Annotated in this window: 12 protein-coding genes and 1 pseudogene; 9 read left to right on the top strand and 4 right to left on the bottom strand. The window is 60.6% G+C overall.

What is annotated here, in order from left to right:
* Positions 1-22 precede the first annotated feature (22 nt).
* Positions 23-274 carry a hypothetical protein gene (locus NW814_RS09250; RefSeq protein WP_414406075.1) on the top strand — a complete coding sequence of 84 codons (252 nt, stop codon included), beginning with the start codon at positions 23-25 and terminating at the stop codon, positions 272-274.
* Positions 267-1,778, top strand: coding sequence for a sodium:solute symporter family protein (locus NW814_RS09245; protein WP_414406074.1), 1,512 nt, complete (start codon positions 267-269; stop codon positions 1,776-1,778). Before NW814_RS09250 ends, NW814_RS09245 begins: the two co-directional genes overlap by 8 nt.
* Here the strand turns inward: NW814_RS09245 and NW814_RS09240 are convergent.
* On the bottom strand, positions 1,728-2,522 hold the full coding sequence (locus tag NW814_RS09240) for a lysostaphin resistance A-like protein (protein ID WP_414406073.1): 795 nt from the start codon (positions 2,520-2,522) through the stop codon (positions 1,728-1,730). The genes NW814_RS09245 and NW814_RS09240 overlap by 51 nt on opposite strands.
* Positions 2,523-2,537: 15 nt before the next feature.
* Positions 2,538-2,819 carry an ATP-dependent Clp protease adapter ClpS gene (gene clpS / locus NW814_RS09235; protein ID WP_414396415.1) on the bottom strand — a complete coding sequence of 94 codons (282 nt, stop codon included), beginning with the start codon at positions 2,817-2,819 and terminating at the stop codon, positions 2,538-2,540.
* 222 nt (positions 2,820-3,041) lie between these two features.
* Here clpS and NW814_RS09230 point away from each other — a divergent pair, with 222 nt between their 5' ends.
* The 4 genes and pseudogenes from NW814_RS09230 (at position 3,042) to NW814_RS09215 (ending at position 6,347) form a co-directional block, all read left to right on the top strand.
* Positions 3,042-4,220 carry a transaldolase gene (locus tag NW814_RS09230; protein ID WP_414396418.1) on the top strand — a complete coding sequence of 393 codons (1,179 nt, stop codon included), beginning with the start codon at positions 3,042-3,044 and terminating at the stop codon, positions 4,218-4,220.
* Between the two features lie 19 nt (positions 4,221-4,239).
* Positions 4,240-5,724 (top strand): annotated as a pseudogene (locus NW814_RS09225) (cobaltochelatase subunit CobN); the annotation flags it as partial.
* A 39-nt stretch (positions 5,725-5,763) separates the two neighbouring features.
* The gene (locus tag NW814_RS09220) at positions 5,764-6,084 is read left to right on the top strand and encodes a DUF2605 domain-containing protein (protein ID WP_414406072.1); all 321 of its coding nucleotides are present in this window, start codon (positions 5,764-5,766) and stop codon (positions 6,082-6,084) included.
* Complete coding sequence (locus NW814_RS09215) at positions 6,084-6,347, top strand: DUF2973 domain-containing protein (RefSeq protein WP_414406095.1); 264 nt, start codon at positions 6,084-6,086, stop codon at positions 6,345-6,347. Before NW814_RS09220 ends, NW814_RS09215 begins: the two co-directional genes overlap by 1 nt.
* 99 nt (positions 6,348-6,446) lie before the next feature.
* Here NW814_RS09215 and NW814_RS09210 read toward each other — a convergent pair whose 3' ends face one another.
* Positions 6,447-9,656: an AAA family ATPase gene (locus tag NW814_RS09210; protein WP_414406071.1), complete on the bottom strand. Its 3,210-nt coding sequence runs from the start codon at positions 9,654-9,656 to the stop codon at positions 6,447-6,449.
* 161 nt (positions 9,657-9,817) lie between these two features.
* Positions 9,818-12,145: a DNA helicase PcrA gene (pcrA, locus tag NW814_RS09205; RefSeq protein WP_414406070.1), complete on the bottom strand. Its 2,328-nt coding sequence runs from the start codon at positions 12,143-12,145 to the stop codon at positions 9,818-9,820.
* A gap of 242 nt (positions 12,146-12,387) precedes the next feature.
* On the opposite strand from pcrA, the gene NW814_RS09200 reads away from it, so the two are divergent.
* The 3 genes from NW814_RS09200 to NW814_RS09190 all read left to right on the top strand — a co-directional run.
* Positions 12,388-12,903: a hypothetical protein gene (locus NW814_RS09200; RefSeq protein WP_414406069.1), complete on the top strand. Its 516-nt coding sequence runs from the start codon at positions 12,388-12,390 to the stop codon at positions 12,901-12,903.
* Positions 12,904-12,983: 80 nt separating this feature from the next.
* Positions 12,984-13,286, top strand: a complete 303-nt coding sequence (locus NW814_RS09195; protein ID WP_414406068.1) for a hypothetical protein — start codon at positions 12,984-12,986, stop codon at positions 13,284-13,286.
* Positions 13,249-13,688: transposase (locus NW814_RS09190; protein ID WP_414406067.1), on the top strand; the 440-nt coding region annotated here is incomplete at its 3' end. The genes NW814_RS09195 and NW814_RS09190, both read left to right, overlap by 38 nt.

Raw genomic sequence — 13,688 nt, 5'->3', positions numbered from 1 at the left:
CAAAAAATCAGGAGATGGACAAATGTCAGGGTTAGATTCCGCGGGTGGCCCTCAGGAAGCCAGGCCACTGCGGTTTGGACAGGTGCGCCAGGCTTGGGTGTGGGGGGCTTACCCCCTGCTGTGGCTGTTGACCTGGGTCGGATCCCGCTCTGCCCAGCCGCAGCTTTGGGGGATCCCGGCCTGGTATTGGGTGGCAGGACTTGCCATGCTGCTGTTGGTGCCCCTAAATCTCTACATCGTGCGCGTTTGCTGGCCCAGAGCTGGAGATGAGTGAAACCGTTTTGAGTTTGAGTGTAGTTGGCGTGTACTTGCTGCTATTGGCGGCCATTGGGGTGTGGAGCTACCGCCATAGCGGCCAGGATCCGGTCAGCTATTTCCTGGCGGGGCGAGGGCTGGGATCCCTGGCCTTGACCTTGACCACCCTGGCGACGCTGCTGAGCGCCTTTACTTTCCTTGGGGTGCCGGCGGATGCCTACACCCACGGCCTGGGGATCTTTCTAGGGGTAGGGGTCACCACCGCACTGATCTCGGGGCTGTTTTTTTGGGTGGGCTACCGGGTGTGGCTGGCAGCGCGCCACTTCGGCTTTATTACCCCTTCCGAGTTTTTTGGCCACCGCTTCAATAGTCCTCTCCTGGCTCTCCTCTATTGCCTGAGCGCCCTGACGTTTACCGCTCCCTACATCAGCATCCAGATTATCGGTGGGGCGCGCACGCTGGCTGCAGTCTTGGGGGAGGGGATCCCCTATTGGCCCCTGGCGGTGGTAGTGGCCTTGGTGATCTTGGCCTATGTCCTCTTTGGCGGATCCCAGGCGGTGGTCTGGACGGACGTGGTGCAGGGGATCATCTTGGTTTTGGGGATGGGGGTGGCTCTTGTGGCAGTGGCTTTGAGGTGGGGCCAGGAGGCTGGCAGCCAGTTGGATCCCTGGCTGAGCTTGCCCGGCCCGCAGGGGCGCTGGAGCTGGCAGACGCTGCTTGGCAACCAACTGCTGTTTTTCATGGCCACGCCCCTTTTTCCCCAATTTTTCCAGCGCTTCTACATGGCCAAAAGTGCCCGTCCCTTCCAAACCCTGATGGTGGTCTGGCCGCTCCTCATTCTGCTGGTGTTTTTCCCGGCAGCCCTCATTGGCGTCTGGGGCCGGCTGGCTTTTCCTGAACTGCAGCAGCCGGATCAGGTCATGCCGCTGATGTTGCAGACCCTGCCCAGCGGCGTGGCGGCGGTGGTGATTACAGCAGCGCTAGCAGCTTTGATGTCCACGGCGGACTCGCAACTGCTTACAGCCAGCTCCCTGGTTACGCGGGATCTGGTGGTTACTTTTCTCAAGCGCCCGCTTTCCCCTCACCAGGAGGAGCTGTTGGGCCGCGGGGTAGTGTTGGGGATTGGGCTAGTTTCCTTTGCCATTGCCGTCAGGCCGCCAGGGCTCATTGCCCAGATTGCCACCTGGAGCTTTCAGGGCTATGCCATGCTCTTTCCCATCCTGATGGCCGGCCTGTACTGGAAGCGGGCAACTCGCGCTGGAGCCGTGGCCGGGGCTTTGGTCTCCAGCGGCCTCACCTTGGGGTGGCTTTCGGGCCTGTTGCCCAAGGCTTGGACAGGGGGCTGGCTGCCGGTGATCCCGGCGGTGGTCATCGGCACGGCGGTGCTGGTGGGGGTGAGCTGGCTGACTCAGCCTGACCAGGAGAGGGTAGCCGCCTACTATGAGAACGGCCCTTGGGCAGAGGAAGGTTGCTCAGCTTCTGCCGCCAGCCAACCCCTTGAGAACCAGGAAGGTGCCGCCTAGAAAGAGTAGGCCCATCAGCCCAGCCAGAGGGTTGTTGCCGATCCCGGTGAGCCACGCTGGCGCCCTCCCGGTGTATTCGATCCAGGCCAAGTTGTTGACCCAGGTAACGCCCCACACCCAGCCGGCGTGCAGCCCCAGGCTGAGGCCTAGTTTGTTTTGGTTCCACACTTTTGCCTGAGCCAGCAGCAGGCCCATCAGCCACAGCCCTGGAAACTGGGGCCAGGTGGCAAGAACCTCCGCTGGCGGCTTCAAGAAATGGGCCAAAGCAAAGAGAAAGCTGGATCCCCATAGCGCCCTTGTCCAGCCGTAGTCCAACGCCATTTCCTGCACTAGCCAGCCGCGGAACACCAGCTCTTCCACCAGCGCCACTGCCAGGCCCACCCCCAGCCCGAGCAAGCCATAGCCGAGCAGGGATCCCCCTTCCACTGGCTTCCAGCTCAGCCAGCCCAGGGCCCCCTCCAGGCCAAACAGCAGGAAAAGCCCCCCGGCACCGATCCCCAAGCCCCAGAGGATCCCAGCCCGACAAGTCCAACTACTGTCCAAGCCATAGGCGGCAAACCCGGATCCCCACTGCCACAGCCAAAGGAGCAGCAGGGCATACAGCGGCAACCAAAGGTAGTCTTGCCCAAAGAGAACCCCCCCTAGCCCGACCCACGGCAGCCAGGCCAAGAGGGGGATTCCCAGAAACAGCAACAGGCGCAGCGGAAAGGGAAAAACCTTGAGTTTCGCAATCAGCAGGCCCACCCACGCTGCTCCTAACTAGCGTTCCGGCTCAATCGAGCTGGTGAGGCCGTGCTGGCGCAACTGCTCACAATAAAACTCCGCAGGTTCCCGCGGCACCACGATAACCACGGCAACGCCGTTGTTGTGGGCTTCCAGCATGATTTCGGTGGCTTGCTGCGGCAGCAGGGATGGGATCACCTTCAGCAACACCTGCACCACGTACTCCATGGTGTTGACATCGTCGTTGTGCAGCAACACCCGGTACATGGGCATGTGCTTTGGGGTTACAGAAGGCTTAACCAGGGTCTCCGTAGCCACGACGATCCCTCCTTACAGCAAGGCAAGACGTACACCTGCAAAAAAAAGGGGCAGAAAGGGGAAAAAGCCTTAATGGAATTTTAGCCTTCTCGGCAAGACCCGTGAGGGGGAGCGGAAGAGAATTAAGACAATCTCACGGCTAGCGGGATCCCCTACTGAGATAGGTGACACTGGGACTAGGTTGCCAAAGTGCCGCGGAGCGCGAGGCCCAAGGAGGGGAGTATGAGCAGGAGCCTGCTGGAGCAGTTGCGAGAGATCACCGTCGTGGTGGCCGACACGGGGGATATCAATGCCATCGAGACCTTTAAGCCGCGGGATGCCACCACCAATCCCTCTTTAATCACAGCGGCCGCCCAAATGCCCCAGTACCAGGGCATTGTCGATGAAACTTTGCTCAAGGCTCGCCAAGACCTGGGATCCAAAGCCGACCTCAAAACCGTGGTGGCCCACGCCGTCGACCAACTGGCGGTGGCCTTTGGCGTGCGCATTTTGTCCATTATTCCTGGCCGCGTCTCCACCGAGGTAGATGCCCGCCTCTCCTACGACACGGCAGCTACGGTTGCCAAGGCCCGCCATCTCATCGAGCTCTACAAGGCAGCAGGGGCGGATCCCGAGCGGGTGTTGATTAAAATTGCCGCCACCTGGGAAGGGATCCGGGCTGCCGAGATCCTGGAAAAAGAAGGGATCCACTGCAACCTTACCCTGATGTTTGGCCTGCACCAGGCCATTGCCTGTGCCGAGGCGGGGGTAACCCTCATCTCGCCTTTCGTGGGCCGCATCCTCGACTGGTACAAGAAACACACCGGCCGGGAGAGCTACCCGCCCGCCGAAGACCCGGGCGTGCAGTCGGTAACCCAGATCTACAACTATCTGCGCAAATACGACTACCCAACAGAGGTGATGGGCGCCAGCTTCCGCAACATCGGGGAAATCCTCGAGCTGGCCGGCTGCGACCTGCTCACCATCTCGCCGCCTCTGCTAGCGGAGCTGCAAAACACCGAAGGCCACCTGGAGCGCAAGCTGGATCCGGAAAAAGCCAAGAAAATGGACATTCCCCGCCTGGTGATGGACCGAGCCACCTTCGATCAGATGCACCGGGAAAACCGCATGGCCTCGGAAAAGCTGGAGGAAGGGATCCAGGGCTTCTCCAAGGCGCTGGAGGTGCTGGAAAAACTGCTCGCCGAGCGGCTGCAGAAGCTGGAGGGCGCCAAGGAGACGATTACCCACGCCGCCCAGGATGTCTTCCGCCTCTACGATCTGGATGGGGATGGCTTCATCACCCGCGAGGAGTGGATGGGGGCAGATCGCGTCTTCGATGCCCTCGACACCAACCAAGATGGCAAAATTACCCCCGAAGAAATGCTGGTTGGCCTAGGGGCAGCCGTTTACTTGAGGAATTAGCTCCATGGGCAAGAACTTCCGCCGCATCGGAGATGGGGTAGCTGCCCTAGAAGCTCAAGCCCGCCGCTGGATTGCCCAACGGCTACAGGGGATCCCCTACGACCCGCCGCCGGGGCCGGCAGCCAGCCAGGTGCTGCAGTGGATAGAGAGGGACTTGCTCCCTCGCCTGCAGCAAACTCCCCAGGAGCTGGAAAATCTCCTACGCGGTCTCAATGGCGGCTATGTGCCCAGCGGCCCTTCCGGCGCTCCCACGCGGGGCCGGGTGGAGGTGTTGCCCACTGGGCGCAACTTCTACTCGGTGGACATCCGCGCCATCCCCACCCCGACAGCCTGGCAAGTTGGCTCGCTGGCTGCCGAGCGGCTGGTGGAGCGCTACGTGCAAGAGCAGGGGGAATACCCCCGCCATCTGGGCCTATCCGTGTGGGGAACTTCCACCCTGAGAACCGGTGGCGAGGACTGGGCCGAGGCGCTGGCGCTTTTGGGGGTCAGGCCCCGCTGGGATGGGGGACGGGTGGTGGATATCGAGATCCTGCCTGTAGCGGTTTTGGGGCGTCCCCGCGTGGATGTAACTCTGCGCATTTCTGGGTTTTTTCGGGATGCCTTTCCCAACCTGATTGCCCTCTTCGACCGGGCCGTGCAAGCTGTGGCCGCTCTGGAGGAGCCGGAAAGCGACAACCCCCTGCGGGCCCAGGTGCTAGCCGATACCCAATACTGGCAGGAGCAAGGGATCCCTCCCTCAGAAGCGGCCAAGCGAGCGCGGCTGCGCATCTTCGGCTCCAAGCCGGGGGCCTACGGGGCCGGTCTGCAGGGGCTGATCGAGGCGCAAAACTGGGAAACGGAAGCGGATCTGGCCCGCGCCTACCTCAACTGGAGCGGCTACGCCTACTGGGCCGAGGGGGAGGGAGAGCCAGCCCCCGAAGCGCTGCGGCGGCAACTGGCCCGTCTGCAAGTTGTCCTGCACAACCAAGACAACCGCGAGCACGATCTCCTCGACTCGGACGACTACTACCAGTTTCAGGGGGGCATGGTGGCAGCGGTGCGAACGCTCCAGGGCCGCAACCCCCAGATCTACTTCGGGGATCACGCCCGTCCCCACAACCCCAAGATCCGCACTCTGGCTGAAGAGATCGACCGCGTCTATCGCGCCCGCGTCGTCAACCCCAAGTGGATTGCCGGCGTGATGCGCCACGGCTACAAGGGCGCCTTTGAGATGGCCGCCACACTGGACTATCTCTTTGCCTACGATGTCACTACCCACGCCGTGCCAGACTTCATGTACGCCGGGGTGGCCCGCGCCTACCTGCTGGATCCCCAGGTGCAGCAGTTTTTGCGAAGCCACAACCCCTGGGCGCTGCGGGATATGAGCGAGCGGCTGCTGGAGGCCCACCAGCGGGGCTACTGGCAAGAGCAAGCCCAGGAATTGCTGCCTCAGATCGAAGCCCTCATGCTGGAGATGGAAGCCCAGCTAGAGGCCAGCCAGGGATCCCTGGCGGGAGAACGTTAAGTTCGGCTAAGATTCTTCTCATCCAAAGAGATCCCAGACATGAGCAAAGCCAAGCTGTTGCGGCAGATTCTGGGGCCGCTGCTAGAAGACTACCACTACTGGTTTGAGCGCTGCCGTCGCTTTTTGCAAGAAGAAACCCTGGACTTCATCAGCCCAGAAGTGCAGCAGTCCCTCCTGGAGCGGGTCTTGGCTGCCCAAGCGGAGTTACAAGCAGCGGAAGCTCTCTATCGGTTATCGGATAATGAAGTTGGCATTGACCCGGCCCTGATGGCAAAATGGCATCGCCTGCTGATGGAGTGCGCCGAGCTGGGCCGCCGCTTTCGCCAACTTCACCCCTCTTCTGACTCCTCTGACTCGTGATGCTGCAGATCCTCTACCTCATGGCTTTTGTGGCCATTGCCTTCGTGGCGCTGCGCAACCTAGTGGTTAACGTAGTAACTCTAAGCAAAGAAGAGCCCAAGGCCTCACCGCGTCGCGCTCGCCGACAGGCGCCCCACCCGGAGCTCTTGGATGCGGATGGCAACCTGACGGAAGAGCCTTTGTTGGTTATTCGCACAACCAGCCTGGAGGAAGCCCGCAGCCGCCTGGAAGATCTCTACTCTGGATCCCCTGACGAGGATTGAAAGCGACAGGGGGGCTGCCGACCCCTGCGCAAAAGCCCAAGCAGGAGAGCCTTAGCTTCCCCTGGCTGCAGAGGCAGGCTGGCGGCCCCCGCCAGCCGACTAGCTGCGAATGGAGAGGCGGGATCCTTGGGGAGAAGGCTGCACCTCGATGCGGCAGGGAAAGGCATCTTGCAGGCTCGGGATGTGGGTAATGACCAGGATGCAGGCAAACTCGGAGGCAATGGCGTTGATGGCCGCCAGTAGCTGGGCCCGCCCGGTGGCGTCCTGGGATCCAAACCCCTCGTCGATGATCAAGGTTTGCAGGTCAGAGCCGGCGCGCTGGGTGAGCAGGCGAGACAACGCTAGGCGAATGGCGAAGTTGATGCGGAAGGCTTCTCCCCCGGAATAAGTCTCGTAGGGGCGGGTGCCGCGGGGATCAGCGATGAGGATGTCGAGGGTTTCGATTAGCTTGTCCGAACGTCGCCCCGAGCGCTGGGTTACAAAGCGGAGTTGCAGGCGGTGCTGGGTGAGGCGGCCCAGGATCTGGTTGGCCTGGGCTTCTAGCTCCGGCAGGACATTTTCGATGATCAGGGCAGGAATGCCGTTGCGGCCGTAGGCGTTGGCCAGCTCTTGGTACACCTGCTGCTGGCGGCGGGCTTGCTGCAGTTGCTGCTCCAGCTCGGCTTGCTCTGCTTGTCGCTCAAGGGCTTGCTGCAACCGCTGTTGGGCCGCCCCAAGCTGAGAGAGCACCTGATCTAGCTCTTGCCGGTGCTCCTGCAGGGCTTGGCGGATCCCTTCCAGGTGAGTAGGTGAGACCTCGGGCTGCTCCGCCAGCTGTCGCTGTAGTGCTTCCAGCTCTTGGGTGGCCTGGGCAAGCTGCTGGCGGCTTTCCTGTAGGCGTTGGGCCAAGACCTGGCTGCGGGCTCTTGCTTCTGGCAGCTCCTGGCAGGCCATCTGGAGGGCTTGCAGGCGGGCCGGCCACAGTTGCGCCTGGGCCAGCTCTGCTTTTACTTGCTGGTGCAGGGATCCGTCGTAGCCAAGGTGGTCCAGCGCCTGCTCGATCTGGGCCAGCCGTTCCGCCAGAGCAGCAGAGGAGGCTGTCTGCCGCAGGGCTTCCAGCTGCGCTTGCAGGGAGGCGATTTGCTCGGCCAGGCGAGGGCGGCGCTCTTGGGCTTTGCGCAGTTCCTGGGAGCGGCCCAGGGCCCAGCGCCAGCGCTCCAGCTCTGCTCGTTGCAGGGCGTGCTCCCGCTCGTCGTAGCCCAGCTGCTGCAGGGACTGCTGGATCTGGGCAAGCTGCTGCCGTGCCTCTTGGGCGTAGGCTTCTTGGCTGAGGAGCTGCTCCAGCTCTACCGCTTCTTGTCGCCAGGCCTCCAGCTGCCGACGGCGCTCCTGCTCAGCCTCCCACTGCTGTTGCAGGCGTCCCTGGAGGTGCAGTCGCTCGTCCCAGGTGGCCAATTCCTGGCCAAGACGCTGAGCTTCTTCTTGCAACAGCCCGATCTCCCGGTCGGCCACCGCCAGTTGCTCGCGAATGACAAAGAGCTCGCCGGCAATCTCCTCTTGGCGCTGGCGGTGTTTTTGCAGCACCACCGCCCTCAAAGGCGGGCTAAGGGGGCGAGCGCAGAGGGGGCAAACCCTGAGCTGGGATCCTGGCGTGGCCAGCCCTGGGGCGGGCGGTGCGGGCGCAGCAGGCTGCTCCGAGAAGGCTGCTTCGGGGGTGGCTTTGTCTGCCACGGCCTTCACCCCCGCCAAAGCAGGGACAGAGTAGGGCTCTCCGGGTTCAGGAGGGTCAGCGCCTGGGCAATTCGGATCCTTCTGGAGGGGGAAAGTTTCCCAGGGATCCTCTAGCAGGCGGCAGTGCTCCTCCTCCTGTTGCCACTGCTGCTGGAGAACCCGCTGCCGCTCCTGCAGCTTCTGCACAAAGAGGCGGCGCTCTTGGATTTTTTCCAGCACCTGCTGCTGGTAGAGGCGCTGCCGTTCCAGCTCGGCCAGGGCCGCTGCTCCGGCGGCAATTTTCTCGGCCAGTTGCTGCTGCTGTTGGGCCAGGCTCTCCTGGCTTTGCAGATGCTGCTTGAGGAACTGGAGGCGGGCTTGCAGGCGTTCCCGCTCGCGGCGGATCTCCTCCTGCCAGTGCCGTTGTTGCTCTAGGAGGGTGGCCGCTTGAGCCTGAGCCTCGTTCAAGCTCTGCAGCCGCTCATAGGCCTGCCGGTAGTGGTACAGGGCGTTTTCAATGCGCTCCTGTTCGGCCAGGAGTTGGGCATCGGCCTGAGCCTGGACCTGGCAGGCAGCCAATTCCTGTTGCAGCTGTTGCATCCTCTGCAGGTATTGCCGCTGTTGCTCGGCCTGTTGGGCCTGCAGCTTTTGGCGTTCCTGCACCAGCTGTTGTTGCTGCTGGAAGAGATGGTGGAGACGGCGATCCTGCGCCATCAGGGCTTGATAGCGTTCGTAGCCGGCCTGGATCTCTTCGCTTTTGGCAACCAGCTCTTCCAACTGCAAAAGCTGCTGCCGCTGCGCTCGCCACTGCTGCTCGGTGTGGTGCAGGTTGGCGCTGAGCTTGTGCACATGGTGGGCAAGCTGCTGGTACCGCTCCTGGAGGGTGCGGCGATGTTCGTAGGCGCGCTCTAGAGCCTGCAACTCCTGCTGCTGCTGCACCAAGAGCTGTTGCAGATGGGTTTGCCGTTGCTGAAGCTGCTCCAGTTGCGTTTGGATTTGCTCGAGGTCGGTGGGGTGTTGCTCCAGCTTGCGCAGGCGCTCTTGGAGCAGGTCGGCTCTGAGCTTGGCGCTGCGGGCCTGTTCGCGGCAGCGCTCGGCCAGCAAGTCGTACTGGCCCAGCTTGAGCATGTCCGCCAGGACCTGCTTGCGCTCGCCGGGGCGCTTTAGGGTAAAGGCATCGGCCTGTCCCTGGCGCAGGTAGGCGGAGTGGAGGAAGGTGTCGTAGTCAAGGCCAAGCTGACTTTCAATTGCCTCTTGAGTGGCGCGCAGGCCCCGGCGGGTAAGGCTGCGCCAACGGGCTTGGCCCTCGCTTTCTCCAATCTGGATTTGCCACTCCAGGGATCCCTCCCCCGAGAGGTGGCGGCTGCGCAGGACGCGGTAGGTCTGTCCGCGCGAGCGGTAGATCACCTCCACCCAGGTTTCGCTAGCTCCTTTGCGGATGAGATCGCTGTCGTTGCTGGCCCGGCTCTGGCCCCAGAGGCCCCAGGTAAGGGCATCAAGCAAAGCCGATTTGCCCGCCCCGTTGGGACCACAAATGCAAGCGGTGTGGATCCCGCGCAGATCCAAAACCGCCTGAGAGTAGCAGAGAAAGTTGCGTAAGGTCAGGCGAACCGGGATCACAGGGGCGGCTTTGGTTGCAGCAAAACCATGGCGATGAGCCCTTTGCTCTAGTCTATGAAGTTATTTGCCAGATCCCAAGTCCTGCATCGGCCAATGCCCCCAGGTCAGATGCAAAGACGCTCTGGCCAGTTAAGCTGCCAAAGTCGTTTTGGACCAGAGCGCTAGCTGAGCTTTTGGATGGGTGCGATGCGCGGATCCAAAATTTTTTGGCCCACCGCGGGAAACCTCACAGCTAAGGTAACCTGGTCGCCGCTGCCAAAGATGTGAGTAATTTGCCCCTGGCCAAATTTGGGGTGTTGCAAACGATCTCCCACCGCCCAGCGCTGGGATCCCTCCCAGCCAGTAGCTGCCTCTCTGGGTTGAGCTACCCTGCGAGGTTGCAGCAGGCCGCCTCTCTGCCACTGGATCAGGTTGTGCGGCAGCTCACTCAAAAATAGAGAGGGGATGGCAGGCTCGCAGTTGCCGTAGAGGCGTCTTTTGCTGGCGTAGCAGAGAAACAATTGCTCGCGGGCGCGGGTAATGCCTACGTAGCAAAGGCGCCGTTCTTCTTCCAAAGCAGCCGGATCCTCCAGGGCGCGGAAATTGGGAAACAGACCCTGTTCCAACCCCACCAAAAAGACCACGGGGAACTCCAGTCCTTTGGAAGCGTGCAACGTCATCAAGGCAACTTTCTCGGCCCCTTCCTCCAGATTGTCCAAATCCGCAGCCAAAGAGACAGCGCTCAAGAAAGCCTCGAGGCTGGGATCCTCCTCTTCTTCCTCAAATTGACAAGCGGCGTTGTAGAGCTCCATCACGTTGGCAATTCTCTCCTCAGCCTCTGGCGTGCCCTGGGCCTTGAGATCTGCTAGATACCCAGAATCCCGCAGCAATTCTTGCAAAAGGGTAGCAGCGGAAACCTGCGCTACTTGTTTGTGCCAATGGTCGATGAACTGGGCAAACTGGATAACCGGCTTGGCGGAGCGCCCCACCAGCTTGGTTACAGCAGCCTCGTCGCAGAGGATGGCCCACAAAGGCACATTGAGGGCAGTTGCTGCTTCGGTTAGTTTGTCCAAAGTGGATTTGCCAATACCCCGCCGCGGCACATTGATAATGCGCAACAGGCTAAAGGAGTCGGCAGGGTTGAGCACGGCCCGCAAATAGGCCAGCACATCTTTAATTTCCTTGCGCTCGTAAAATCGCAGCCCGCCCACCACTGTGTAGGGGATCCCCCACCGCAGCAAAACCTCCTCAAAAGGGCGAGATTGGACGTTGGTGCGGTAGAGGATGGCAAAATCTCCCCAGGAAGAGTTGGGATTTTGGCTGTGTAACTTGCGAATGGTGTTGACCACAAACTCAGCCTCTGCCATCTCGTCCTCCGCCTGGTAGCAAACGATAGGATGGCCTGGAGGGCGAGTTGGCCGGAGAATTTTATCGATGCGCTCCGTGTTTTTCTCGATCAAGACGTTGGCTGCCTTCAAAATAGTAGCTGTAGAGCGATAGTTTTCCTCCAGCTTCACCATGGTGTGGGTGTCGTCGTCTGGAAGGCCATCGCCAAAGGTCTCTTGAAACTCGAGCAAAATGGTAAAATCTGCCCCGCGAAAGCGATAGATACTTTGATCCGGATCACCCACCACAAAGATGGAGCGATTGGTCCAGTCCCACTTGGAGCGGCAGCTCTCCCCATTGGTAACTAGCAGCCGGATGAGTTCGTACTGGGTGCGGTTGGTATCTTGGTATTCGTCCACCAAGATGTGCCGAAAGCGCTGGTGCCAGTAGGCCAAAACCTGCTCGTTTTGGCGGAAAAGCTGCACCGGGATCCAAATTAAGTTGTCGAAGTCGAGGGCATTATTGGCCGCCAGTTGATCTTCGTAGAGCTCGTAAACCTGAGCTAGGACGCGGCCGCGGAAATTGGGCTGGTGGCGTTCCAGATCCGCAGGGGTCCAGCCCTGATTTTTGGCCCTGCTGATGGCATGGCGCACCAACTTGGGATCAAACTGGCGCTCATCCAAGTTAAGCTGCTTGATGACAATTTCTTTAATCAAAGATTGGGCGTTCGACTCGTCAAAGATTGAGAAGTGGCGAGTCCACCTGCGTCCCTTGAGATCCCGATATTTTTCAATCTCCAGGCGCAGAATCTGGGCAAATAGGCTGTGAAACGTGCCGATCCAAAGGGGCTTAATCCAACGGTGGTAAACACTGGATTTCAGCCGGGTGGCCTGAGCAGGCTCCAGTTGCGCCAAAGGGATCCCAAATTGTTCCTGCGCCTCCTGCTCGGCAAAAAGCTGCTCGATGCGCTCCTTCATTTCGCGAGCGGCCTTGTTGGTGAAGGTAACGGCCAAAATCTCCTCTGGATTTACCCGATAGTGGCGGATGAGGTAGGCAATGCGGTGGGTGAGGGTGCGTGTCTTGCCGGAACCTGCCCCCGCCACCACCAGCAAAGGGCCACAAAAGTGCTGCGCCGCTTGGCGTTGGGAGGGATTGAGGCCATCCAACAAGGAGCTAGAAGCCATATTTATTGCCGCCCCCGAGAGACTGCTTTCCATTATGGGCCCAGGCTGGCAACCCAAGGGGGGTGGGAAGCCCAACCAGGAGCGCCAGGGCCAAAGATGAAGATTGGTTAAGATTTGGCCAGCCCACCCCAGAACTTGCTGCTATGAAACGAGTTTTGCTTGGCTGCGGCTGCCTGCTTGCTTTTCCAAAAAGACTTGTCGCTTGTGGGGTTGCTACCTTTGCTCTCCTCTTCTTGGGCCCGTTGGCTCCAGCTCAAGCTGGCAACTGCCCCAGCAACGGCAGCCCCAACGTATCCCTTGACCTCAGGCTGGAAAGCATTTCCGGGGATCCCCTTGACCTGGGCAGCTACCACGGCCTGCAGGCGCTGATCTTAACCAACCGCCAAACCCGCTCCCAAGCAGAGGCCCTCTCCACAAGTTTGGCTCTGGAGTTTGGGCACAACCCTCGGCTGCGCCAGGTTGTGTTGATCGATGGCAGAGGGCTGCAGCTGGTGCGAGACCTGGTTCTGCAGGCCATCCGCGAGAGCGTGCCGACAGATCCCCGCTTGGCTTCTCCGTTTGTCCATGTCTCGGTTGATTTCGAGGGGGCAGCCATCCAGAAGCTGCAGGAGATCGCCGCCGAAGTGCTACCCGGGATCGATTTTCGCCGCCAGGCCGCCCTGCTGCTTTTAGACGGTCGGGGCACGCTTCTAAGTGGGTTTGCCAACCTGGACCAGTCCAATCTCCGCATTCGCCAGTGCATTCGTACGCGCATTTGACCAAGAAAACTGGGTTTCAAGCCCTGCCGTTGAGAGCGGCTTTTTGTATGATGCTCTAGATAGCAGAAGGACAACTTTGCATGTACTTTGTCCGCAAGCTCAAGCTGGGAGTTTCAGACCAACTGCAACTTTTGAGCAGAGCCGCAGGCAAGCTGTACTCCAAGACACTCGTCAGTTTTTGGCGGGTCGTCCGCAAGAAAGGGCTGTGGTTGAAGCCTGCCACCCTCATGCGTTGGTTTCCCAGTGATCCTGAAAACCGGCTGCATGCCCATAGCGCAGACGCGGTAGTGCAAAGCTTCTTGGCCTCTCTGAAGTCGTGGCGAGAACGCCGCAAAACGGATCCCAATGCTCGTCCACCTCGACGCCGTCGGTACTACTACTAAGGTGCAGTGGAAGTCCTCAGCTATCACAGTTGAGGGCGGAAAGCTGCGGTTGTCCAACGGAAAAGGCAACGAGCCGTTGGTGATCCCTTGGGTTTGGGATACGCCTGTCTGGGTAGAAATTGGCTGGGACGGCAAGCAGTATGAGTTGCGGGCTTGCTACAAGATAGTTGATGCGCCGCCCAAAGGAGAGAAGGAAGAGGGCGGTGTCGCTGGTGTGGATCTGGGCGAGGTTCACCTGGCCGTTGCCCATGATGGGGAACAGACTTACATTGCCAACGGTAGACTGCTGCGATCCAAGCGCCGCTACCAGAACAAGCTGAAATCCACTCTGTCAAGGCTGCTTGCCAGAAAGAGGCGTGGCTCAAGGCGTTACAGGAGAGTTTTAGCTTCTGGGCGAAAGCA

It is taken from the genome of Synechococcus sp. R65.1 (assembly GCF_047461755.1).
Taxonomy (GTDB): Bacteria; Cyanobacteriota; Cyanobacteriia; order Thermostichales; family Thermostichaceae; genus Thermostichus.
The sequence above is the reverse complement of the archived record's forward strand: the minus strand, read 5'-3'. Positions and strand labels throughout refer to the sequence as shown.

Bases quoted from the DNA above. Each gene is read 5' to 3' on its own strand.
- NW814_RS09250 (WP_414406075.1), top strand. From the start codon at position 23: ATGTCAGGGTTAGATTCCGCGGGTGGCCCTCAGGAAGCCAGGCCACTG.
- NW814_RS09245 (WP_414406074.1), top strand. From the start codon at position 267: ATGAGTGAAACCGTTTTGAGTTTGAGTGTAGTTGGCGTGTACTTGCTG.
- NW814_RS09230 (WP_414396418.1), top strand. From the start codon at position 3,042: ATGAGCAGGAGCCTGCTGGAGCAGTTGCGAGAGATCACCGTCGTGGTG.
- NW814_RS09220 (WP_414406072.1), top strand. From the start codon at position 5,764: ATGAGCAAAGCCAAGCTGTTGCGGCAGATTCTGGGGCCGCTGCTAGAA.
- NW814_RS09215 (WP_414406095.1), top strand. From the start codon at position 6,084: ATGCTGCAGATCCTCTACCTCATGGCTTTTGTGGCCATTGCCTTCGTG.
- pcrA (WP_414406070.1), bottom strand. From the start codon at position 12,145: ATGGCTTCTAGCTCCTTGTTGGATGGCCTCAATCCCTCCCAACGCCAA.
- NW814_RS09195 (WP_414406068.1), top strand. From the start codon at position 12,984: ATGTACTTTGTCCGCAAGCTCAAGCTGGGAGTTTCAGACCAACTGCAA.